This is a genomic window from Mitsuokella sp. AF33-22 (genome assembly GCF_003475755.1).
Lineage (GTDB): Bacteria > Bacillota > Negativicutes > Selenomonadales > Selenomonadaceae > Mitsuokella.
Genome location: NZ_QRQA01000010.1, coordinates 44439 through 67817, shown reverse-complemented (window position 1 = coordinate 67817; position 23379 = coordinate 44439). Strand labels below are relative to the sequence as shown.

At 57.0% G+C, this 23379-nt stretch carries 20 protein-coding genes and 1 tRNA gene; 3 read left to right on the top strand and 18 right to left on the bottom strand.

Annotation, left to right across the window (positions count from 1 at the left end; genetic code table 11):
* Positions 1 to 51: 51 nt before the first annotated feature.
* The 9 genes from DWZ54_RS07720 to DWZ54_RS07680 form a co-directional block, all read right to left on the bottom strand.
* Positions 52 to 1500, bottom strand: a complete 1449-nt coding sequence (locus tag DWZ54_RS07720; RefSeq protein WP_118475296.1) for a sodium:solute symporter — start codon at positions 1498 to 1500, stop codon at positions 52 to 54.
* Between the two features lie 223 nt (positions 1501 to 1723).
* The gene (locus DWZ54_RS07715; RefSeq protein ID WP_147369911.1) at positions 1724 to 2059 is read right to left on the bottom strand and encodes a hypothetical protein; all 336 of its coding nucleotides are present in this window, start codon (positions 2057 to 2059) and stop codon (positions 1724 to 1726) included.
* Positions 2060 to 2151: 92 nt separating this feature from the next.
* Positions 2152 to 4980: an excinuclease ABC subunit UvrA gene (uvrA, locus tag DWZ54_RS07710; RefSeq protein ID WP_118475292.1), complete on the bottom strand. Its 2829-nt coding sequence runs from the start codon at positions 4978 to 4980 to the stop codon at positions 2152 to 2154.
* 34 nt (positions 4981 to 5014) lie between these two features.
* Positions 5015 to 6202: a multidrug effflux MFS transporter gene (locus DWZ54_RS07705; RefSeq protein WP_199663300.1), complete on the bottom strand. Its 1188-nt coding sequence runs from the start codon at positions 6200 to 6202 to the stop codon at positions 5015 to 5017.
* 44 nt (positions 6203 to 6246) lie between these two features.
* Positions 6247 to 8289 (bottom strand): excinuclease ABC subunit UvrB, encoded by a 2043-nt coding sequence (gene uvrB, locus DWZ54_RS07700; protein WP_118475288.1) that lies wholly within the window; start codon positions 8287 to 8289, stop codon positions 6247 to 6249.
* Positions 8290 to 8437: 148 nt separating this feature from the next.
* Positions 8438 to 8514, bottom strand: a tRNA-Pro gene (locus DWZ54_RS07695).
* Positions 8515 to 8577: 63 nt separating this feature from the next.
* Complete coding sequence (locus DWZ54_RS07690; RefSeq protein WP_118475287.1) at positions 8578 to 9207, bottom strand: peptidase C39; 630 nt, start codon at positions 9205 to 9207, stop codon at positions 8578 to 8580.
* A gap of 30 nt (positions 9208 to 9237) precedes the next feature.
* Positions 9238 to 10563 carry an NlpC/P60 family protein gene (locus DWZ54_RS07685; protein ID WP_118475285.1) on the bottom strand — a complete coding sequence of 442 codons (1326 nt, stop codon included), beginning with the start codon at positions 10561 to 10563 and terminating at the stop codon, positions 9238 to 9240.
* Between the two features lie 49 nt (positions 10564 to 10612).
* Positions 10613 to 11212 (bottom strand): GNAT family N-acetyltransferase, encoded by a 600-nt coding sequence (locus DWZ54_RS07680; protein WP_118475283.1) that lies wholly within the window; start codon positions 11210 to 11212, stop codon positions 10613 to 10615.
* Positions 11213 to 11705: 493 nt separating this feature from the next.
* Here DWZ54_RS07680 and DWZ54_RS07675 point away from each other — a divergent pair, with 493 nt between their 5' ends.
* Positions 11706 to 12509 carry a metallophosphoesterase family protein gene (locus DWZ54_RS07675; protein WP_118475281.1) on the top strand — a complete coding sequence of 268 codons (804 nt, stop codon included), beginning with the start codon at positions 11706 to 11708 and terminating at the stop codon, positions 12507 to 12509.
* Between the two features lie 25 nt (positions 12510 to 12534).
* Here the strand turns inward: DWZ54_RS07675 and DWZ54_RS07670 are convergent, their stop codons facing one another.
* The 6 genes from DWZ54_RS07670 to DWZ54_RS07645 form a co-directional block, all read right to left on the bottom strand.
* A complete protein-coding gene (locus DWZ54_RS07670; RefSeq protein ID WP_158573638.1) occupies positions 12535 to 13530 on the bottom strand; it encodes a DUF2971 domain-containing protein in 996 nt (331 codons plus the stop codon).
* A 17-nt stretch (positions 13531 to 13547) separates the two neighbouring features.
* A complete protein-coding gene (locus DWZ54_RS07665) occupies positions 13548 to 13970 on the bottom strand; it encodes a PPC domain-containing DNA-binding protein (RefSeq protein ID WP_118475277.1) in 423 nt (140 codons plus the stop codon).
* 157 nt (positions 13971 to 14127) lie between these two features.
* Positions 14128 to 14967 carry a metal ABC transporter permease gene (locus DWZ54_RS07660; RefSeq protein WP_118475276.1) on the bottom strand — a complete coding sequence of 280 codons (840 nt, stop codon included), beginning with the start codon at positions 14965 to 14967 and terminating at the stop codon, positions 14128 to 14130.
* Complete coding sequence (locus DWZ54_RS07655) at positions 14967 to 15773, bottom strand: metal ABC transporter ATP-binding protein (protein ID WP_118013793.1); 807 nt, start codon at positions 15771 to 15773, stop codon at positions 14967 to 14969. Before DWZ54_RS07655 ends, DWZ54_RS07660 begins: the two co-directional genes overlap by 1 nt.
* 66 nt (positions 15774 to 15839) lie before the next feature.
* A complete protein-coding gene (locus tag DWZ54_RS07650) occupies positions 15840 to 16589 on the bottom strand; it encodes an ABC transporter permease (protein ID WP_255418119.1) in 750 nt (249 codons plus the stop codon).
* Positions 16586 to 17350: an ABC transporter ATP-binding protein gene (locus tag DWZ54_RS07645; RefSeq protein WP_118475274.1), complete on the bottom strand. Its 765-nt coding sequence runs from the start codon at positions 17348 to 17350 to the stop codon at positions 16586 to 16588. Before DWZ54_RS07645 ends, DWZ54_RS07650 begins: the two co-directional genes overlap by 4 nt.
* 147 nt (positions 17351 to 17497) lie before the next feature.
* Between DWZ54_RS07645 and DWZ54_RS07640 the strand changes: the two genes are divergently transcribed.
* Complete coding sequence (locus tag DWZ54_RS07640) at positions 17498 to 17992, top strand: HMA2 domain-containing protein (RefSeq protein WP_118475272.1); 495 nt, start codon at positions 17498 to 17500, stop codon at positions 17990 to 17992.
* A 125-nt stretch (positions 17993 to 18117) separates the two neighbouring features.
* On the opposite strand, the gene DWZ54_RS07635 is transcribed toward DWZ54_RS07640, so the two are convergent.
* Both DWZ54_RS07635 and DWZ54_RS07630 read right to left on the bottom strand, forming a co-directional pair.
* Positions 18118 to 18720 (bottom strand): lactate utilization protein, encoded by a 603-nt coding sequence (locus tag DWZ54_RS07635; protein ID WP_118475270.1) that lies wholly within the window; start codon positions 18718 to 18720, stop codon positions 18118 to 18120.
* Positions 18721 to 18968: 248 nt separating this feature from the next.
* On the bottom strand, positions 18969 to 20504 hold the full coding sequence (locus DWZ54_RS07630) for a UxaA family hydrolase (RefSeq protein ID WP_199663298.1): 1536 nt from the start codon (positions 20502 to 20504) through the stop codon (positions 18969 to 18971).
* 145 nt (positions 20505 to 20649) lie between these two features.
* Between DWZ54_RS07630 and DWZ54_RS07625 the strand changes: the two genes are divergently transcribed.
* Entirely contained in the window at positions 20650 to 21597 is a 948-nt protein-coding gene (locus tag DWZ54_RS07625; RefSeq protein WP_118475268.1) for a LysR family transcriptional regulator, read from the top strand.
* 68 nt (positions 21598 to 21665) lie between these two features.
* Here DWZ54_RS07625 and guaA read toward each other — a convergent pair whose 3' ends face one another.
* The gene (gene guaA, locus DWZ54_RS07620; protein ID WP_118475354.1) at positions 21666 to 23201 is read right to left on the bottom strand and encodes a glutamine-hydrolyzing GMP synthase; all 1536 of its coding nucleotides are present in this window, start codon (positions 23199 to 23201) and stop codon (positions 21666 to 21668) included.
* Between the last annotated feature and the right edge of the window lie 178 nt (positions 23202 to 23379).

Below are 23379 nucleotides of genomic sequence, written 5' to 3'. Positions count from 1 at the left end.
AAAATCCTGCTGTATGGTCACCCCGGTAATGCACAAAACAAACATATGCTCTTACCGGTGGCGCAGATAGCACGGCACAAGGAACAGCGCGCTGACGGCCAGGCCGAAAAACAGCGGATTGCCGGCGGCACCGAGGAAAACGACGAGCAGTGCGGCGGCGGTGGAACACGCCATCGAGAGCGTGGCGCTGAGATTCGTGATCGTGCCCGAGGCGAAAATCGCAAAACTCAGCGGCAGGAAGATGCCGCCGCTCCGAAGCGCCATCGAGAGGTAATTCCAGAACAGGACCTGCGAGCCCTCGTTGAGCAGGGCGATGAACGCCGCCAGTGCGATCGTCAGCAGCACGATGAGCCGCGTGACCGCAAGCTCTGAGAGATGGTACGGATGATTGACCGTGGGAATCTCCGTGATGTCGATCTCCTGCTGCTCGGGATTCTCGGCCAGTTTATGGATTTTGCGGGCGCGCAGCGTGACGCGGGCACGGTGGAAGATATCGCGTGAGAGCATCGTGCCGATGCCCAGCGAAAGGCCGGCGATCGAGCCGATCAGCGAGAGCATGATGCCGCCCATCGCAATGCCGCCGAGCAGCGTCGGCTGTTCCATCAGGAGGTATACGGGCAGCGAAAGGATTGGCGTGACCTCCGGGTGAACGGCGCCCATGTAGATGCCGACCATCGCGCAGGGCAGGCCGACCGGCAGGCTGATGAGCGCCGCCGTGAACGCGGCCACCGAAGCCGTGCGCGGGTTCGAGGCCGAAAAGATTGCCTGGATATACGACTGCGTACAGAGCATGCCGATGACGACCGAGGCAAAGTTGGCCAGGATATGGCTGATGTCCCCGTGGAACAGATTGAACGTGCCGGCAGGCAGGGCAGACGAGACGGCAGGATCCGTCAGCACTGCATGGCCGGCCATGAAACCGGCAATGGCCATCGTGACCCAGATGACGATCATCTTGAGGATACCGCCGACGCCGGCACTCTTCATGCCGCCGAAAAACGCATAGGCCGCGACGGCCAGTACGAGCAGAATGGTCGCCGGCACAAAGGAAATGCCGAACAGGACCGAAATGATGTAGATGGCCGGCAGGCAGCTGGCCACAGCACTGAACAGGATGCCGATGGACGAGACGATGCTCGAGAACACGCCGCAGGTCAGGCCGAAATTCTGAGCCAGGAACTGCGGAATCGTTTCCAATGCCGTGCGCCGCAGGGGCTTGGCATAGAAGAGCCCCATGATGATGAGGCCGACGCCCGAACCGATCGTGAACCACCAGGCCGAAAGGCCGGTCGTCGCGGCCAGCTGTGCCGTGCCGACGGTGGCGCCACCGCCGACACAGGTACCTGCGATGCCGCCCGCGACGAGCGGCACGCCGGCCGAACGTCCGCCGACGCTGAAGCCCTTCGTCGAATGGACGGAGCGCGCGGCGCGGATGCCGAAGCCGAGGACCACGGCAATCGTTGCACAGATGATGGCAATTTGTATGAACGAGACTTCCATGAAAACACACACCTCATTCCAGAGATTCTTCCTCTGGCGTCTCGAGACACAGGGGAAATGAAAATATATATCATATATTAGGTCAACGACAGGGAATAGTCAATTACGAAACGGAAAATCGCTCATGCCTTTTCTGCATGATCATGATACAGGATTGAGATGAAAAAAATGCCATCGTGGGATGATACAATCTTCCCACGATGGCATCCTGCCCTGCCTGTGTTCAGCCAAACCAGATCCAGAGAACACCGATGACGGCTACGGCCAGTGACACGCGATGGCGCTGATACGGATATGCCAGGAAGCTGACCTGCGTCGTATCGTAGAGCCAGGCCAGTATCTTTTCGGCAACGAAATGAATGATACTGCCCACGATATAAGCCAGTCCCAGCTGAATGATGAACCAGAGGATCGCGACAGAAAGTCCCAGCATCGCGCCAAAACCGGTCAGGATCAGACAGATGACGATGACAGCGATGGCCAGCATGAAGAGCGAGCCCCCCACCGCCACACCGATGGCAGCAAAGGCCGCCAAAAGCGATTTCAAAAGATCCATCATACACACCTCCAAAACTCTTGTTTTTCTTTTATTATGAACGATTATTTGCCTTTGTCAAGTACCGTCCAGCAGGCGATTCGTGCCGGCGCCATTCAGCCATTCCGTTCCTGAAGAAGCGGCTGCAGGAACTTCCCGGTATACGACGCAGGAACCTTGACGATGTCCTCGGGGCGTCCCGTCGCCACGATGGTGCCGCCCTGGTCACCGCCCTCGGGGCCGAGGTCAATGATGTAGTCCGCCGTCTTGATGACGTCGAGGTTGTGCTCGATGACGACGACCGTATCGCCGCCGTCGACGAGGCGCTGCAGGATGTCGAGGAGTTTGTGGATATCCGCCGTATGGAGTCCCGTCGTCGGCTCATCGAGGATGTAGAGCGTCTTGCCCGTCGAGCGGCGCGAGAGCTCCGTCGCCAGCTTGACGCGCTGGGCTTCGCCGCCCGAGAGCGTCGTGGCCGGCTGACCGAGCTTGATGTAGCCGAGGCCGACATCCTGGATAATCTTGAGCTTGCGCGCAATGCGCGGCACATTGGCAAAGAAGTCCACAGCCTCGTCGATGGTCATATCGAGCACTTCCGAGATATTCTTTCCTTTATAGCGCACTTCGAGCGTCTCGCGGTTGTAGCGCGCGCCCTTGCAGACCTCGCAGGGGACGTAGACATCGGGCAGGAAGTGCATCTCGATTTTCAGGATGCCGTCGCCCTTGCAGGCTTCGCAGCGGCCGCCCTTGACGTTGAAGCTGAAGCGTCCGGCCTTGTAGCCGCGCATGCGCGCCTCGCTCGTCTGGCTGAAAAGCTCACGGATGGCATCGAAGACGCCCGTGTACGTCGCCGGATTCGAGCGCGGCGTGCGGCCGATGGGCTGCTGATCGATGTCGATGATCTTGTCGATGTTCTCGAGGCCCTTGATTTTCTTGTGTTTGCCTGGCTTGCCCTTCGCGTGGTAGAGGCGCGAGGCTATGCCCTTGTAGAGGATCTCGTTGACGAGCGTCGACTTGCCCGAGCCCGATACGCCGGTCACGAGGGTCAGTGTGCCGAGCGGGAATTTCACCGTCAAGTTCTTGAGGTTGTTCTCCGCCGCGCCGACGACCTCGATGAACTTTCCATTGCCCGGGCGGCGCTTGGCCGGTACGGGAATGAATTTCCGGCGCGAGAGATACTGCCCCGTAATGGACTCGGGCACCTTCATGATATCCTCGACGGTGCCCTGTGCCACGACTTGGCCGCCGTGCGCACCGGCACCCGGACCGATGTCGACGATGTGGTCTGCCGCGTACATCGTATCCTCATCGTGCTCGACGACGATCAGCGTATTGCCGAGATCGCGCAGATGCTTGAGCGTCGCGAGCAGCCGGTTGTTGTCGCGCTGATGAAGACCGATGCTCGGCTCATCGAGGACATAGAGAACGCCCTGCAGGCCCGAGCCAATCTGCGTGGCCAGACGGATGCGCTGGGCCTCGCCGCCCGAGAGCGTGCCAGCCGAGCGCGAGAGCGTCAGGTAGTCGAGGCCGACATTCAGCAGGAAGCTCAGGCGCGCATGGATTTCCTTGAGGATCTGACTGGCGATTTTCTGTTCGCGTGCCGTGAGTTCCAGGTTATCAAAGAAGGCATCGGCCTGACGAATGGTCATGGTCGTGACTTCATAGATGTTCCTGCCGCCCACCGTGACGGAAAGCGTCTCCGGCTTGAGGCGCGCACCGTGGCAGGCCTTGCAGGGGATCTCCGTCATGTAGTTTTCGTAGGACTCGCGCATCTCATCGGAGTCCGTCTCCTGATAGCGGCGCGAGAGCAGGGGCATGACGCCTTCAAACGGGACGAAATACTCCTTGTTCTCCCCAAACATATTCACGTAATGGAATTTGTAGCGTTCATCGCCAGAGCCATGCAGCAGGACCTCCTGCGTCTTCTTGTCAATCTCGTTCCAGGGTGTCTCCAGCGTGTAGCCGCGTGACTCGAGCAGCGCCTTCATCACGCACATCGCATAGGAATGCAGGTTCTTCGAGAGCGGTGCAAAGACGCCGCCGCCCACGCTGAGCTCCGGATCCGGCAGGACGAGCTCCTCGTCAAATTCCATATGGCTGCCGAGTCCCATGCAGACCGGGCAGGCGCCGTACGGATTGTTGAAGGAGAACATGCGCGGCGTGATCTCGGGCAGGCTGATGCCGCAGTCGACACAGGCAAAATTCTCGCTGAACATCAGGAGTTCGCCATCGACGATCTGCACATAGGCCACGCCATCGCCAAGCTTCAGCGCCGTCTCCAGCGAATCAGCGAGGCGCGTTTCCATGCCCTCGCGCACGACGAGACGGTCGATGACGACTTCAATCGTGTGCTTCTTGTTCTTTTCGAGCTGGATATCCTCGCCGACGTCCATGACTTCGCCATCGATGCGCACGCGCACATAGCCTTCATGGCGGATATGCGCCAGGATCTTCTTGTGCTCGCCCTTCTTGCCACGCACGACCTGCGCCATGATGAGCAGCTTCGTGCGTTCCGGCAGTTCCTTAATCTGATCAATCATCTGATCGATCGTCTGCTGCGTGATGGGCTTGCCGCATTTGGGGCAGTGCGGGCGGCCGGCCCTTGCGAACAAGAGGCGCAGATAATCGTAGATTTCCGTGACCGTGCCGACCGTGGAACGCGGATTGTGGCTCGTCGTCTTCTGGTCGATGGAGATGGCCGGCGAAAGGCCATCGATCTGATCAACGTCAGGCTTGTCCATCTGACCGAGGAACTGTCTCGCATACGACGAAAGCGATTCGACATAGCGGCGCTGTCCTTCGGCATAAATCGTATCGAAGGCCAGCGAAGACTTGCCGGAACCCGAAAGCCCCGTGATGACAACGAGCTTGTCACGCGGGATCTCGAGGCTGATATTCTTGAGATTATGGGCGCGCGCGCCCTTGATTCTGATGCTGTTTTCCATAATCATATTCCTTCATGTATCTGCATGTCCGCCCTCAGGCCTCAGCATGGCGGCGGATCATCAAATGGTAAACAAGCTCGCTCAACAGGTAGCCGGCGAGCATCAAAATAGCCATCGGCAGCGGATTGCTGTCGCCGGCAATGCCGGTCAGCGGCATCATCACGCCGCCCAGGATCATCTGGCTGAAGCCCAGCAGCGCACTGGCCGAGCCAGCATTCCTGCCCTGGCGCGAAAGTGCGAGCGAAAAGCTGGCCGTCCCCATGATGGAAAGCGGCACGATCGTCACGAACAGGACGGGCAGCGTATACCAGATGGGCGCGCCGAACAGGAAGCCCACAAGCAGGAAAACCGCGCCAATCAGCGGAATCCGCAGCGAGATTTCCAAAAGCTTTTCATCGGGCACGCGTCCGGCAAAACGCGCGGGAACGGTGCCGGCCACGAGCAAGCCCGCGCCGATGCCGCCAAAGATCAGGCTGTAGGCCTGAGCCGAAACGTGGTAAACGTTCTGGAAGACGAACGAACTGCCGCCGATATACGAAAAGAATGAGCCGAAGAAAAAGAGCTGCAGCAGGCAGTGACCGAGGAAATAACGGTCGCGCAGGAGCTGCGGGAATTTGGCAAACGACTGGCCAATGCTGTGCAGCCGTTCGGCCGGCTTGAGCGTCTCGCGGTAGAGCGCCGTGGAAACGAACTGGGCGATGCCAACGAGCACGAGGATGGCAAAGATGCCGCGCCAGCTCGTGAAGCGCAGGATCTGGCCGCCGACGACCGGCGCTGCAATCGGTGCCAGTCCGTTGACGAGCATCAGGATGGCAAAGAACCGCGTGAGCTCCGGCCCTTCCGCCACATCGCGCGCGATGGCCCGGGCGATGACGATGCCGCTCGCGCCGCTGAAGCCCTGCAGGAAACGGAATACAAGGAAGGCCGTGATGTGTTCGGACAGGCAGGCGCCGGCACTTGCGGCCGTAAAGACCAGCATGCCCAGCAGCAGGGGCAGCTTGCGTCCAAAGCGGTCGGAAAGCGGCCCCATGAAAATCTGCCCGAAGGCCATGCCGAGCATCGTCATGGTCAAGGTCAGCTGTGTCAGCGAGGCCGATATCCCGAAATCCCCGCCGAGTTCCGGCAAAGCCGGCAAATACATATCCGTCGAGAGCGGTGCCATCGCCGTCATGATGCCGAGAAACACCGTCAAAAACAACTTCTGCCTTGGACTCAATTGCAAAAGAATCTTCCTTTCCCAAATCGTAACCTGTTTCCTGATACGCGTCATGATTGTTTCGGTTTCGCGCCGGGCAGGCTGCCGTCGAGCTCCAGGATCATATCGCGGAGTTCCGCCGCCCGCTCAAATTCAAGGGCCCGCGAAGCCTGCTGCATCTCGCGCGTCAGCGTCTTGATGAGCTTTTCCTTATCCTTCTTTGTCAGCTTCTTCCTGCCCTTCTTGACCTCGTACCTGCCCCCCGTCTCGGCGACGAGCGTCGTCTCAATGAGCGGTTTGATGGGCTTGACGATGGTCTTCGGCGTGATGCCGTGGGCCTTGTTGTACGCATCCTGGATCTCGCGGCGGCGGGCTGTCTCGTCGATGGCCCGCTGCATCGAATCCGTAATGCGGTCCGCGTACATGATGACATGGCCATGTGCATTGCGGGCAGCACGGCCGATGATCTGGATGAGCGACGTATCGGAACGCAGGAAGCCTTCCTTGTCGGCATCGAGAATGGCGATCAGCGATACCTCCGGCATGTCGAGGCCCTCACGCAGGAGGTTGATGCCGACGAGCACATCGAATTCGCCTGCCCGCAGGTCGTGGATGATCTCCGCGCGCTCGATGGTCGCGATATCCGAATGCAGGTAACGAACCTTGACACCGACTTCCTTGAAGTAATCCGTGAGGTTCTCGGCCATCTTCTTCGTCAGCGTCGTGACGAGCACGCGCTCCTGCCGTTCGATGCGTAGCCTGATTTCCGCCAGCAGATCGTCAATCTGCCCTTCGAGCGGCCGCACCTCGATCTCAGGGTCCAGCAGGCCCGTCGGGCGGATGATCTGCTGTGCCACCTGCTGCGCCTGGCTGAGCTCATACTTGCCGGGCGTTGCCGACACGTAGATGATCTGATTGATGCGGGCGGCAAACTCCTCAAAGGTCAGCGGGCGGTTGTCAAAGGCCGAGGGCAGGCGGAAGCCGTTCTCTACAAGCGACACCTTGCGGCTGCGGTCGCCGGCATACATCGCATGGAGCTGCGGCAGCGTCACATGGGACTCGTCCATGACAATCAGAAAATCTTCCGGGAAGTAGTCGAGCAGCGTATACGGCGCATCCCCGGCCTTGCGGTGCGTCAGATGACGCGAATAGTTCTCGATGCCCGAGCAGTAGCCGACCTCCTGCATCATCTCGAGATCGTAGCGCGTGCGTTCCTCAATGCGCTGCGCTTCGAGGAGCTTGCCATCGGCCTTGAATTTCCGGACCTGTTCCTCCATCTCCGCCTCGATGTCCTTCATGGCAATCTTGAGGTCCTCGTCTTCCGTGACGTAGTGCGAAGCCGGGAAGATCATCGAATGCGTGCGCTCGCCATAGACCTCTCCCGTCACAACATCGAACTCGAGGATGCGGTCGACTTCATCGCCAAAGAGCTCGATACGCACGGCACGGTTGTTATAGCCGGCTGGAAAGACCTCGATGACGTCGCCGCGCACGCGGAACTGGCCGCGCTCAAACGCCACGTCATTGCGCTCATAGCGGATGGAAATGAGCTTGCGCAGAATGGCATCGCGCTCGACCTCCTGTCCCTTGTGCAGCGACAGCACCATTTCGTGGTAGCTTTCCGGTGAACCCAGACCATAGATGCACGAAACCGACGCGACGATGATGACGTCGCGGCGCTCAAAGAGCGAACACGTCGCACTGTGACGCAGCTCATCGATCTCGTCATTGATGGAGGCGTCCTTCTCGATGTACGTGTCCGTCGAAGCGATGTAGGCCTCAGGCTGATAGAAATCGTAGTAGCTGACGAAATAGCCTACATAATTATGAGGGAAGAATGCCTTGAACTCGCTCGCGAGCTGCGCGGCCAGCGTCTTGTTGTGCGCGATGACGAGCGTCGGCTTCTGCACCTTCTCGATGACCTTGGCAATCGTGTACGTCTTGCCCGTGCCCGTTGCACCGAGCAGGACCTGCGCCTTCTGCCCCGCTTCCACACCGGCCGCCAGCTCAGCAATCGCTTCGGGCTGATCGCCCATCGGTTCAAACGGTGCCACCACCTCAAATGGCGTTTCTTTATCAAAATGCATCGTATTGAGTTTCGGCACCATGCCCATGACGTTCCCTCCATAATCAAAAAACATTATCCATTAGCGATACGTACCTCCATTATATACGCCTAAAACAAAAAAATCTACTCTCCTCCACAACTCAAAGACAACAAAAAAGCCCTCTGTCTTCACAGAGAGCTTCATGCTCAAAAAATGGTCGGAACGACGGGATTTGAACCCACGACCTCTTCCACCCCAAGGAAGCGCGCTACCAAACTGCGCTACGTCCCGACAACGTATTATATTATACCGTATTTTCGCATCCTTGTAAAGGAGAAACGGCAAAAAAACAAGTCAGATAAAATACTCGATGGTATCCTGAGCCGTCTTTTCCGTGCGCTTGTTGAAGAGCAGCACGGCCTCGCGGTCGTCCACGGGGCCCAGGGCGTAGGGCTCATTGCTCTCGCGGTTGAAGCAGGAAAACGGCACGATGCGGTTGTAGGATTTCGGGGCAGCCAGCGTCAGGCGGATGCCCGTGCCTTCGAATTCCCTGCTTTCCTCCGGCACATACCAGGGGTCGAACATGCGAATGCCGTCAGCCTGTACGCCGGTCAGCAAAGCGTAATGCTCCACTTCGTAAAAAAGGCGCACGACGACGGCGCCGCCGCGGTGCAGGGCGTCGTTGACGAGGCTCTCCTGTCCGATGTATACGGCCTTGCCCGAAAGATATTGACTCGAGAGCGGCAGGTTCGTCGCCCTGCCGAACCCGTCCAGCCAATTCGAGAGGAACATCATCGCCATGCGGCTCGTGCCGGCGCGGCCCGGTTCCCCCTTGTTGCTGTAGCAGTCGAGGCTGTAGAGCATGACATTGCGAATGATCTCGGGCGGAATCTCTTCGCGCTCGAACAGGTAGCTGACTGCATTGAGCATCGTCGTCGGACCGCAGTCATACTCCGAAAACTGATAGCGCAAAGGACTTTTCATGAACTTTCGTTACTCCCATCTTTTGACGGGTCACAGGGACCCGAGATAATGCACACCGTCGATGTACGGATTGCCACTTGCATTCAGGAACGTCGCTGTCGACGCGATGACCTTGCGCAGATAATGCTTGCCGTAATCGCTGCCGAAGCTGAACCAGCTGCTCATGGACTGCAGGACGATTGGCGTGCCATCCGCATCCTCACCGAGATACATCATGACGTGCGTGTTGTTCGCCAGCAGCGTGCCGGGCCTGCAGCGTGAAAGCGCTGCGAGGCGTTCTTCTTCGCTCATGCCGGAAAGATCCGTGACATCCGGCATGGATTTGGCCTGCTGATCGGCATCGCGCGGAATCTCCACGCCCATGCTGCGGTAAACATCGGCCACAAAAGCCGAGCAGTCGACGCTGTCATCAAGTCCGCCCCAGCCGTAGACATCACCGAGGAAGCGGAAACCCTGGCGGATGAAATTGTTCTCCGTGCAGGGCAGGAAACCATGATGCAGGGTATCGTCCGCCGGCAGCGTGACAAGCTCTTCGCGTAATTTCCCCGCCTCTGCGCCGGGCAGGCGCAGCTGCAGGCGGCCGCTTTCTGCACTCCTGACGGGAATCTTCGCGCCCATCTGGAAGATCAGGCTGCGGCCGCCCGGCGCTGCAATCCGCTTCTTGTTCGCCGTCACCACAGCAAAGTCAGCCGGCTGAACATAGCCGAGCCAGGTATCGCGGTCCGTGAGGCCCAGTGAAGATTTCGCCAGCCAGCCATCGTAATAGCGCGAGGCGACAAAGAAAAACTTGCCGTCGTAACTGTCCGCCAGGATGGCGACAGGCTCCGCCGGGTCGAGTGCCGTGGCCTGCAGCGTGTCGTAATGCGTGTCACCGGCCGATTCGAACCAGCCGGCAGCCTCCGGCAGCAGGCGCAGGTTGGCGCGCTCGGTCACGATGCCGTAACGCAGGTACTCCTCCTGCGGCAGGGAGGCAAGATTGCAGTTCTTGCGCGCAAATCCATAGCTGTAAGCCGTGAGTGCCGCACCATTCTTGTAGAGACCAGGCACGCTGGCCGTGTCAAAATCGCCAAGAGCCTGTACGGCCTCGATGCGCCGCTCGATTTCATTGCCGGTGATGGTCTCCGGCATGGCGGCAAGATCAACGAGCGTCTCGTTGTGCTGGCGTAGCGCGGCATTGACGTTCTTGACCCCGGCCTCGTCGAGCAGGACGCGTTCTCCTTCCGGATGACGGCTCACCCAGTAGGCAGGTGTCGCCCGTTCATCCGTGATTTCCGGCGAAGCATCCGCCGAAGACAGCTGCCAGCAAAACGCCAGCAGAAAAAAAGCCAGCAGGATTTTTTCCGCTCTTATCCTCATAAATCCTCTCACTCCTTGTTCCATGTCCCTGACTTCATACACACGGGCTTCACGCGATACCATAACATTCGCGGATGATGGCGCGCACTTCCGGGAACGGGCGAATTGGTTCCGGATTCTCGGGATGATTGCCGATGATCTTCTCCATCCAAACCATGTCGTACCAGCGGCCAAACTTGCAGCCGCTGTCGTGGAAACGGCCCACCCAGGCATAGCCGAGATGACGATGGTAGTCCACGCTGTTTGTCGTCAGATATTCATCTTCCTTTTTCGGATAGCCGATGCAGGCATTGAGATTGCGGACCCCCATCTCGCGCAGGATGTTCTCAAGCGCCGTGTAGAGGGCGCGTCCGAGGCCTGCGCGGCGGGCATGGCTCGCCACATAGATGGAAGTCTCGACCGACCAGTCATAAGCCGCGCGCCCGACGAACGGACCGGCATAGGCATAGCCGGCAATCGCTCCGTCGCGCAGGGCGACGAGATACGGATAGCGCTGGAGCGTATGGGCAATCCGGCGCCGGAATTCCTCAACCGCCGGCACCTCACACTCAAAGCTGATGGCCGTATCCGTGACATACGGTGCATAAACGGCCAGCAAGGCCTCGGCATCATCCGGCGTCGCGACCCGGATCTCAATCTCGTTTCCCATCGTATCACAATCCTTATCCTGAAAGAACCCTAAACTGCTGTAAAATATTATCCTCTAAATATGTGTTTTTTTCAAGCATTCATCCCGTTTTGTCTCAGGAAATCTGATTGTGTAGCCAACGTTACAGAAATAGCAGCAGCAAATCCGAATCAGGGCTGAGCGAAAGCAAGACCGTATCTGCTGCCCTCGATGCGCAGGATTCCTTCATCCCCACCCTGACCAGGCTCACATAAAAGCGCACGGCGGCTGATGCCGAGGAATTTCGCCATCGCTGCAGCCGCAAGTTTTACCGGGACAGCTCCATGACTTCTGCGGCATCTTCCTGAAAAGATGCCGCGGCGGTCACGGAGCTTTTTCTGGCTTAAAATACATATCCGTATTTTCGTTCCTTTCCTCTGCTTTGATAGATGATTCTGCCAGTTTTTGCTATAATATGATTTGAAATCATGTATCATTACGCATGTAACAAGATCTGAATGAGGTATTGGTGCATATGAATATCTTAGAAGAAATCCGGCAAAAGCAGGAGCACATACAAGACGGCCGTATTCAAAACGATGACGGACTCGTCCTCATACCAGCACCGGAACGGTTCCGCCGTCTGCTGGCCATCGGCGACATCCATGGCAACTGGCACCGTCTGCTCTCGCTCTGGCCCCAGATACAGTATCAGGAAGACGATCTGCTCGTCTTCCTCGGCGACTATATCGACCGCGGCACACACGGTGCCGAAGTCCTGCAGCTCGTCATGGAGCTCACCGAGAAACACCCGCATATCATCGCGCTGACCGGCAACCATGAGGCCATGATGCTCCACTATTTCCAGAATCACAGCATCCGCGAGCCCATGGACCTCTCACACGGCTGGCTTCGCAGCGGCGGGCAGCCCACCTTCAGGGGACTGCGCCGCCTTTACGAAGCGGACTGCGGCCGCTACCACGCTGTACTAGAATTCCTGCTCTCCCTCAACCACCTCGCAGCCGCCGGCACGGACTTCATCTTCACGCACGCCGGCTTTTACCCCGAGCAATCTTATGAAGAGCAGGTCGATGACATGCTCTGGCTGCGCACGGAATTCTATGAAGACTACGCCAGTGAGCCGCGCGTCATCATCGGCCATACGCCCGTGCAGTACTTCTCTTCCGAACACACTGCGCCGCTGCTCTTCAGAAATCACATCCTCGACTGCGACACGGGTTCTTTCCTGCCTGACGGGCGCGTCAGCTGCATCGATGTACGGAAGCTCCAGTGCTGGCAGAGCCATCCGGGCATCCCGCCCGATGCACCTTCAACCTGAACATGCACCTTCCATCCCCCTGCCTTCAGCGCAGGGGGATGTTGCTTTTGCTGACACGTTCGCTGGCATTGCCGATGCCGATCTCCTCGAGCATCCGCACGAAGGCCGCCTGGATGACATCGGCGTACTGGCTCGGGCCGATGATGATTTCTTCCAGCGCTTCCTCAAGGGGCACGCCAGGCTCCTTATCTCCCGGACCGCAGAACGGCAGCTTGTAAATGATCTGCGGGATGCCGTCGACGACCACGATATCGTGATGCAGGCGGCTGCTAGCCGTCTCATGATAGACAAAACGCCACTCGCGTTCCTCCACGAAGCCCGGATTCTTGATGGAAAAGAGCGACATCATCAGCATGTTGACGAAGTACTCGAGGACCTTGGCCGGCTCATAGCGTTGCAGGGCATCGAGATGTGCTTCGATATTGTCGAGCATCCAGTCAAAGCCTTCGGTAAACTGAGACTGGCTCAGATATTCCACGGGTGTCAGCACCAGCGGCAGCGGGGCGAGCGGGCGAAAAATGGCCTTGGGCTTCAGCACGAAAGCCACGCCAGTCTTCCTGCCATAGGCACGCCACATTGAGAGGCGCCCCTTGCCCTTCTCGCGCGGGCGCTGCTCGGCCACGCAGGCCAGGTATGTATGCGTGATGTAGCGCTGCTCATTGCGGTTGAGATCGCTCATCATGGAATCGAGCACATTATCGCCCCAGTCGAGACGCGCCGCGAGTTTCTGGATGCGTTCGCGGCGGTAATCGGAGCCATAGATCGTCTTGTTGAGCAGCTGGATGCCGTAATCGATTTCCCGATAGTCATTCATGCAGGCTGCTGCCCGCATCCAGAGCTGATGCCCCTTGAGGATATTGATTCCCGTGCCGGCGCTCGTATAGTAGGCAAAGCGCATGGTATCCAGCCGCGTCTTCTTGAGCCGCCGGGCATAGATGGGCTGAAAGATCTCCAGGAACTCCCCGAGTTCCACATACCGCTTCTCAAGGCTGGCGGCAGCCGGCTGATTCTGCTGGGTCATGACCATCCCCGCTTCCCTCAGAATTTCCAGATGTTGAGGCCCGTCTGCTCACTGCGCACCCGGTCGATCTCACCCGGCAGAGCCGTCACGATGATTTCAGCCGTCGCGCTGATGACGGCTTCATTGAGATGGCCGCCGTGCGCATGGCCTTCCTCATCCCCGACCGCGATGTGCAGATGGCTGTAAGGCTTGCCCTGCATCGTGTCAAGCGTACCCGTAAGCGAGAGCATCTCGTAAGCCCCTGTGAGCGTATTGGCTTTGTATGCCTGCTTCGGCACATTGTAAACACCCATGACGACTTTCTTGACCGCACCAAGGCCCTGCACCATCGCGAGACGGATGCCTTCTTCCACTGCCAGCGTTCCCAGCGAAGCGATGATTTCATCATCGGGATCAAGGCGTAGCAGCCAGCGCGTTTCATCGAGTTTCTTGTATTCCATATCAATCACCTTCCTTATATAAGGAGTATTCGCGAAAACAAGGCGAAATCCTTTTCGTCTCTCCCTTGAACAGCTGGTAAAATCACCCCGGAAACCAGAAAAGCCGGACAAGAGGAATCTTGTCCGGCCAGCCAGGCGATATTTCTGCCAAGGCCGCTCAGCGTGCAAAGAACGGTTTGAGGAACAGTGTGATGAAGAAGAGAATGGCGGCGATGACGACGATGGTCGCACCGGCAGCCATGTTGCAGTAATAGGCGATGACAAGGCCCGCAAAGCCCGAGAACATCGCGACGAGGACGGAAACGACGTGGTACTGCTTCACGTTGTTCGTGACGTTGCGTGCCGCCGCAGCCGGCAGGACCAGCAGAGCATTGATGATGAGGATGCCGACCCACTGGATACTGATGGATACCACGATGGCCAGCAGCGAGGCGAACAGGCTCTCCACCAGCAGCGAATGGATGCCGCGGCTCCGCGCGAACGACGGATTAATGGAAAGAATCAGCAAACGGTTGAAGATCAGGCACCATGCGGCCACGACGAGCACGAAGACCACGGCCAGTGCCATAAGATCGTCGGGCGAGATGCTCAGGATGTCACCGATGAGATACGAGGAGAATTTGTTGAAGCCGCCGCCATGGCTCATGATCATGAGGCCCAGTGCGATGGCCGTCGATGAGAACACGCCGATGATCGTATCGGTCGAGGCCGTGCTCTTGTTCTTGATCCAGGTGATGAAAAGTGCGAAGAGTACGGAGAAGATGACGAGCGACAAAAGCGGCGATACAGAGCCCAGGAGCACGCCGATGGCAATGCCCGTGAAGGCTCCGTGTCCAAGCGAATCGGAGAAGAAGGCCATGCGGTTTGACACGACCATCGTGCTGAGCAGGCCGAAAAGAGGCGTCACGAGCACGATGGCCAGGAAGGCATTCTTCATGAAATCGCTGCCGAGAAAGGCAAACGGCAGCAGGTCGAGCAGGGAATAAACGGTTTCCATCAGGCGTTCCCCCTCTCCGCGGCCGCCTCTGCGGCTGTCTCACCGGCGAGCATGCCGAAGATCTTCTTCGTGCGCGCATCGGCAAACACTTCCTCCGGTGTACCGCTCATGACGACGCCCTTGTTCATCAGCACGACCTGGTCGGCATGGCGGGCCACCATGTTGAGGTCATGCGAGATGAGGATGATGGCCATATCTTCCTTCTCGCGCAGATCCGCCACGATCTCGTAGAAGAGCTCGAGTCCGTTCTGGTCGACACCCGAAACGGGCTCATCGAGCAGCAGGAGATCCGGCATCGGATCGAGGGCCAGTGCCAGCAGCACGCGCTGAAGCTCACCGCCTGAGAGCGCACCGAGCCGCCGGTCAATGAGATGCTCCGCCTTGACGCGCGCGAGGCTCTTCAAGACACGCGGCCGCAGGGATCTGGCCGAGCAGAGCCAGACGGGGCGATTCGTCAGGCAGGCCATGAAGATATCCATGACGCTAGTCGGCGCGCTGACATCGAAGCGCAGGTACTGCGGCACGTAGCCGATGAGCGGATGGCCCGTATGCTTGCCCTTGGCATCGACGTAATGCAGCGTGCCCGTATGCGGGATCTCGCCGAGAATGGCCTTGAGAAGCGTGCTCTTGCCCGCGCCGTTCGGGCCGATGAGGGCCGTGAGCTGGCCGCAGTGGATGTGGATGTTCACATCCTCGAAGATGGTCAGACGCCCGATCTTCACGCCGAAATTCTCGATTTTCGTACAGCAGAGCTTCTTGCAGTCCGTGCAGGAAGTCGCATGATGATGTAAAATCGTCTTGAACAAAATGTATATCCTTTATCCTTTCTGGCAGTCCGGAAAACATGCTGCCGCATGTATGCAAAAATAGCGTCATTCTGTGAGTTCGCGGAACGAACGGCTGCCCCATACAAGGCCGATGAAAGCGTAGATCAACAGGACGAGCAGCGAAAGATACGATACCTCCGCCCCGCTGCCGAGCCCGCGCAAGAGATAGCTCGTATGCGTGAGCGGCAGCACCTCGATGACCAGGCGCACCAGGGAAGGCAGCGCCTGCGTCGAAAAGAACGTGCCGCAGAGAAACGACATCGGCAGCAGGATGTACGTGTTGACCTGCGCCATCTCCTCGTACGTATTGATCTTCATCGCTGCGAGGAAGCCAATCTCGGCAAAGATGATGCAGTTGAGCACCAGCACGCAGAAGAAGAGCGGCGTCATCGTGAAATGCGCGCCGAAGAGAAGCGCGAGGATGACGATGATCGCCGAGGATATCAGCGCGCGCAGCACGGCCGCCGCCACCTTGCCGATGACGAAGGCATCAGGCCAGATGGGCGCGATGATGTACTCCTCGAGGCTCTTGTGGTAGATGCGTTCCGCGTGTACCGGCGTGATGCTGTTGAAGCTGATGTTCATGGAATTGAGTGCGAGAATGCCCGGCACGATGAAATCGAGATACGTGCCGGAATCCACCTGGATGCTGCGGCCAAGTCCCCAGCCGAACGCGACGAGGTAGAGCATTGGCGCGACCATGCGCGACAGGATGAATTTCGTCATGCGGCGTTTGAGCACGACCCAGTCGCGCCAGAAGACCGTCCAGACATCCTCGAAATAATGGTACTTCACCGGCGTCTCCTCCCCTCGTCCTTGTCCGTCATGGCCAGGAATACTTCCTCCAGATTCGGCAGATTCGTCTTTTCGCGCAGATGTGCCGGGCTGTCGAGATCGATGAGCTCACCCTTGTTCAGGATGGCCACGCGGTCACAGAGTGCTTCGGCCTCCTCGATGTAATGCGTCGTGAGGAAAATGGTGACGCCGTGCGCCGCCATGCCGCGCACGAGCTCCCAGATGCGCCGCCTTACCTGCGGGTCAAGTGCGACCGTCGGCTCATCGAGAAAGAGGATGCGCGGATGATGGATCAGCGCGCGGACGATCAGCAGCCGGCGCTTCATGCCGCCCGACAGGCGCCGCACGCCATCGTGCACGACGTCGCTGAGCTCCACGTAATCGAGCAGCTCCGCAATGCGCTGCTGGCGCTCCCGGCGGCTCATATGGTGGAGCCGTGCATGCAGCTCCAGGTTCTCCCCGACTGTCAGGTCCTGATCGAAATTGATATGCTGGGGTACGACGCCGAGATACGACTTGATGGCCTGCGGATCCTTCGCCGTATCGAGGCCATCGTAACGGATAATCCCCGAAGTCGGACGCGTCTGCATGGTCATCATGCGGATGGTCGTGGTCTTGCCTGCACCGTTCGGTCCCAAAAGGCCGAAAATCTCGCCCTTGTCCACCGAAAAGCTCAGGTCATGGACGGCCGTCTTTACCGTTTCCCGGCCGCTCTTATCTTTATGTGGAAAGCATTTTACGAGATGCTCTACGTCAATCATAGATTGCCTCCTTCCAATACCTTCCTATTTTCTCACAAATCCCTGTCTCTGAAAAGGTCTTGCGAATATTTTTCAGGACAATCGCCAATCTGACGTTGAATCTGTCAGTAAAATTGAATATAATTATCAAAAAAGGAGGTCATCACCATGAAAGTCAAGAATTTCCCACTGGGTATCCCGCTCACCGTCAGCGGCATCGCCACGGTCGCCACAATGTTCACCAACAAGCGGCTGCACGTCGCCTGCGGTGCCGTCTGGGGCATCCTCTCCATCCTGCACGCCGTCCAGCATCGCAAGAAAATGCGCGCCGATCTCATGCGCTTCCGGCAGGGAGCCATGCAGATGGCCAAGGAGACAGCCGGCAAGGCCGAGACGACGACGCTTGCCGCTCTGCTCGCCGGTACGGACATCGGCAGCTTCGCACCGGGCCGCGTGCGCGTCTACAACCTCGCACTGGCCGGCAACAACGCGCTCGCCAGCCAGCTGACCACCTATGTGAAATCCTTCGCCGGCGTCACCGACGCCCGTGTGAACCTCGTGACGGGCAGCATGCTCATCACGTACGTTCCCGAAGAACTGCGTCAGCATCCGCATTTAAAGCGCCTCGAAGATTATCTTGCCGCGCATGCCCGGATTCGCTGAGCCATAAAAAGAGTTCCGCTGCGAAAGGCCACGATTCCTTTCACAGCGGGACTCTTTTTAGCTTCTTATTTATTGCCAGAAGACTGGTGTTCGCAGCGGCAGGCGCTCCGCCAAAATTTTCTGTCTCAGTAGCCGAGGTCCTCATCAATCAGCACGACCTCATAGACGGTCTTCGAGAGCGGTTTATCCCAGAGCACATTGAGCGTGCGGCAGATGCGCTCGGGACTCTTGCAATCGTAGCAATGATCGGCCTTGACGGCGCAGGGCGTCTTGCAGCCCAGGCGCTGGGCATTCTTCGGCGCGGCGATATTGCGTGCGCGATGGATGGCAGCTTCCAGCGTCGGTGCCACCTTGTTCCTGCCGACGACGAAACAGACACGTTCATGTGCCGCAAGCGTCGCAGCCACACGGTTGCAGTTGCCATCGATGTTGACGAGTTCGCCCGTCTCGGCCACGCCGTTGAGTGACGAAAGATACACGTCGGCTTGATACGAAGCGAGTTTGGCCGCTTCCGGCGTCATCTTCTGACGCCAGTGCCAGTACACCTTGTTGTGCAGCTGCAGTTTCTCATAGAGGCCGAGCGTATTGAGTGTCACCGAGCCGCCCATACCAACGGTCTTGCCGCGAATTGTCGCATCAAGATACGCGGCAGCTTCCTCCTTCGTGCGACAGACCGTAACACGATACCCCCTCTTTTCAAGATTTTTCGCTAACGTTGAAAACTCCATAAAGCTCCCTCCCGCTTACACAATCACATTGTATGTACTAAAAATTCCACACAATCTGAAAAGACCTGCATCAGACTGAAAGATGGAACGTTTTGCAAGATACGGCCTTTCCCTCACCTCATGAATCCGTTCACAACTGATGCTATTCTCTATTTTATCATAGCTGATTCCAACCACCAATTGCAGCCGAAAACAAACAGCCACTCATTCAACGTGATTGAGTGGCTGTTGATGGTTCTTGTTATTGCTTAAACATAACGGCAAACATGATCGACGGCAATATCGGAGAAGCCGAACGCTTCGGCTTTGGTCATGCGGCCGTTAGCGATGGCCTCCATGTCTCTGACCATTTCCCTTCCCATCTGCTGGTACGTCTTTTCTCCGCGGATAATGGGGCTTAAATCCTTATCCATATTGTCTTCCATATGCTGATACGTTCGCTCATTCGCCGTAACCTTAAAGACTGGTACAATGGCATTGCCGGTTGGTGTGCCGCGCCCCGTCGTAAAGATAACAGCTTGACAACCAGCAGCAACCATGGAAGTCACAGATGAAATATCATATCCAGCCGTGTCCATGACGATGGCTCCCTTTTGCGTGGGACGCTGTGCTTGCTCTAAGACTTCTACAATTGGACGCGTGCCACCTTTACGGATACACCCCAGACTCTTTTCATCCAATGTTGACAGGCCACCTGCTTTATTGCCCGGCGTCGGCTGACCAGCGCGACAATCCTGACCAGCTGCGGCCAGATGTGCTTCGTAGGCGCGACAAACCTCGATGATTTTATGCTGGATCTCCGGTGTTGCCGCTCGTTTTGCCAGGATATGTTCGCCACCAATCCACTCAATGGATTCGCTCATCATGGATGTCGCACCCATATCAACCAAGATATCACTCAATTCCCCAACAGCTGGATTGCTGGCTATCCCAGAAGTTGCATCCGAGCCGCCACATTCAATCCCAAGAAAGAATTCCGACACAGGGAAGAGTTCTTTCTGCTGCATGGCAGCCTGCTGGGCCATATCGCGAGCTGCCCGAACAGCTTTCTCAATCGTTTTGAGCGTGCCGCCTTCTTCCTGGATGCCAAACGAAGCAACAGGCTTGCTCGTCATTTGTTCAATCTTAGCACGCAGCTTGGCATGTGGAACCGTCTCACAGCCTAAACCGATGATGACCACACCATAAACATTGGGATTACAGGCAAATCCTGTCAAGACTTTCTGGCTCATGGCAGTATTGGCCTCTACATCGGAACAGCCCGTATTAAAGACAATATTGACAGCACCACGTACCTGACTGGCCACGATGCGGCAGCATTCACTGCCACAAGCACAAGCCGGCAAAATCAATACATGGTTGCGGATGCCGGGACGGCCTTTTGCACGCCGATAGCCCCAGAATTGCCAAGGCTCAAGAGCTGGAGCGCCTGCTGACTGCGTTGCATTCATGACAAACGTCTCATCCGCCAACTCATGATCGTAATCACGTGGCACGCTTTTCAAATTGTGTTCTGCAATCCATTGTCCTTGCTTTACCGGAGCGATAAGCTTTCCCAGACTTTCTCCATATTTGATGACCTCGGCACCTGCCGGCAAGTCCTGAAGGGCAATCTTATGACAGTAAGGAATATCTCCCCTAGCAGAAAGTTTTTTGCATCCTGCTCCATCCTGATATGTCACCAGCGTACCTTCTGGTATTTCACTGACACAAGTCACTACATTATCCTTTGGATCCATTAATAATGCATTGATTTTTTCTTGCCCCATCTTCATTTCCTCCATCCACATCATGAACTCCTGGGGAACATCCTCATTCCCCTTGCTTATCTATAGCATACGCAAAAATATTCATTATTTCAAATTTATATATTTTACATATCTATAAAATTTAGATTATAATATAAAAAGTGGAAAAGGACGTGATTTTATGCAACAGAATATGCGCTATGTTTATGAAATCTATCGACAGAAAAGTTTTTCCAAAGCAGCGGAAGCTTTGTTTATGACGCAACCAGCACTCAGTATTGCCATTGCCAAGCTGGAAGCGGATATTGGCATGCCGCTCTTTGACCGGAGCACCCGTCCCATTAGCTTGACGCCTGCCGGACGGATTTATCTGGATGCCATTGAACAGGAAAGGTATCTTGAACAGGATCTTTACCAGCGCTTAAACGACATCCGTCAACTAAATACGGGCGAAGTCACGATTGGCAGCAGCCACTATATCAACGCTTACATTCTTCCGCCTGTTTTAACCGGATTCCAGCAGCAATTTCCGAACATCCAGTTTCATCTGTCAGAAGGTAGTTCCTACCTCATGGCGAAACAGTTGAAACACCGTGAAATCGATATAACCTTCAGTTGTGATGGCACTATCATCAAAGCCTTTGACAGCTGTCCCTTGTTCGCCGATACCATATTGTTGGCTGTTCCGCAATCATTTCCTGTGAACCGGCAATACAGGGAACAAGCTCTGACGGCTGAAGATATTGCAGCATGTCGTCATCTTACCTCAGATTGCCCAGAAGTGCCTCTTGCCGGATTTTACAGGGAGCCATTGATTGTACTGCATGAAGGGAATAATCTGCGTCAACGCGTCATGGATTTCTTCCATCAAGCCGGTATCGAACCCATCGTCAAATTGGAACTCTCTCAGATGGCTACAGCCTATCACCTGGCAGAAGCAGGGTTTGCGGCCACCTTTTTAAGCGATCATCTTATTACCGGCTTACATAGTTCTCTATGCTTTTATCGCCTAGCAGGCATGGATAGCAGGAGGACGTTCCACGTTCTGACCAATCCGCAACGCTATCTTTCTCAGGCCGTGCAACAATTGATCCAATATATGCGCGATACATTTACATCTACAACATAAAAAACGTTACCTGTCATTTCCATAAGGAAAGCAGGTAACGCTTCACGAAAAACTTAAAAAAGTAATTTTTATTCAAACTCGATGGTTGCAGGCGGTTTGCCCGTGCAATCGTAGAGCACGCGGTTGACGCCCTTGACTTCGTTGACGATGCGGCTCGTCGTCTTCTGCAGGACCTCCCATGGCAGCTGTGCGCTCTCTGCCGTCATGAAATCGCTCGTCATGACTGCGCGCAGGGCAATGGCGTAATCGTACGTGCGGCCATCGCCCATGACGCCGACACTGCGCATGTTCGTCAGTGCGGCAAAGTACTGGCCAAGACCCTCGACGCCGGCTTTCGCGACTTCCTCGCGGTAAATGGCATCGGCTTCCTGCACGATCTTGACTTTCTCGGCTGTGACCTCACCGATGATGCGGATGCCGAGGCCCGGGCCCGGGAACGGCTGGCGGTTCACGAGGTACTCCGGCAGGCCGAGTTCGCGGCCGGCTGCACGCACCTCATCCTTGAAGAGCAGGCGCAGCGGCTCGACAATCTCCTTGAAGTCGACAAAGTCCGGCAGGCCGCCGACGTTGTGATGGCTCTTGATGACCGCGGATTTGCCGAGGCCGCTCTCGATGACATCCGGATAAATCGTGCCCTGTACGAGGAAATCCACGGCGCCGATCTTCTTGGCCTCTTCCTCAAAGACGCGGATGAACTCCTCGCCGATGATCTTGCGCTTCTTCTCCGGCTCCGTCACGCCCTTGAGCTTCTCGTAGAAACGGTCCTTGGCATTGACGCGGATGAAGTTGAGGTCATACGGGCCCTCAGGGCCGAAGACCGACTCCACCTGGTCGCCCTCGTCCTTGCGCAGCAGGCCGTGGTCGACAAAGACACACGTCAGCTGCTTGCCGATGGCTTTCGAGAGCAGGACAGCGGCCACGGAGGAATCGACACCGCCGGACAGGGCGCAGAGTGCCTTGCCCGTGCCGATCTTTGCCTTGAGTTCTGCAATCGTCGTCTTGACGAACGAATCCATCTTCCAATCGCCCTTGCAGGCGCAGACGCTGTAGACGAAGTTGTGGAGCATTTCCTTGCCCTGCTCCGTGTGCATGACTTCCGGATGGAACTGCGTGGCATAGAGACGGCGTTCCTCATTCTCCATTGCAGCGACCGGGCAGACTGGCGTGAAAGCCGTGACCGTGAACCCTTCAGGAGCCTCGGCGATGTAGTCCGTATGGCTCATCCAGCAGATGCTCTTTTCCCGGACACCCGCGAAGAGCTTCGAGCTCTTGCCAGCCGCATTGAGCGTGACCTCCGTCTTGCCGTACTCGCTCGTCGGCGCCGTCTCGACCTTGCCGCCCAGAAGATGGGCCATGAGCTGCGAGCCGTAGCAGATGCCGAGCACCGGGATGCCGAGCTCGAAGAGTTCCGGGCTGCACGTCACGGCGTCTTCCGTGTAAACACTGTTCGGACCGCCCGTCAGGATGATGCCCTTTGGAGCCATCTCGCGGATTTTCTCGATGGACAGCGACTGCGGATGGACTTCGCAGTAAACATGGTTTTCACGCACGCGGCGCGCGATGAGCTGATTGTACTGGCCACCGAAGTCCAGCACGAGAATCATTTCATTTGCAGGCTTGCTCAATTTTGTTCCTCCCAATCAAAAACCTTATCTTTTTCCAAATTATATCATAGCCGCGAAAAAAAAGAAACGCCTCCTGTGCCGCGCGTCACATGTCAGCGTCGCGTCCGCTCCAACGAACGGCATAGAAAAGCGCCGCCGGACACCCCGGCAGCGCCAT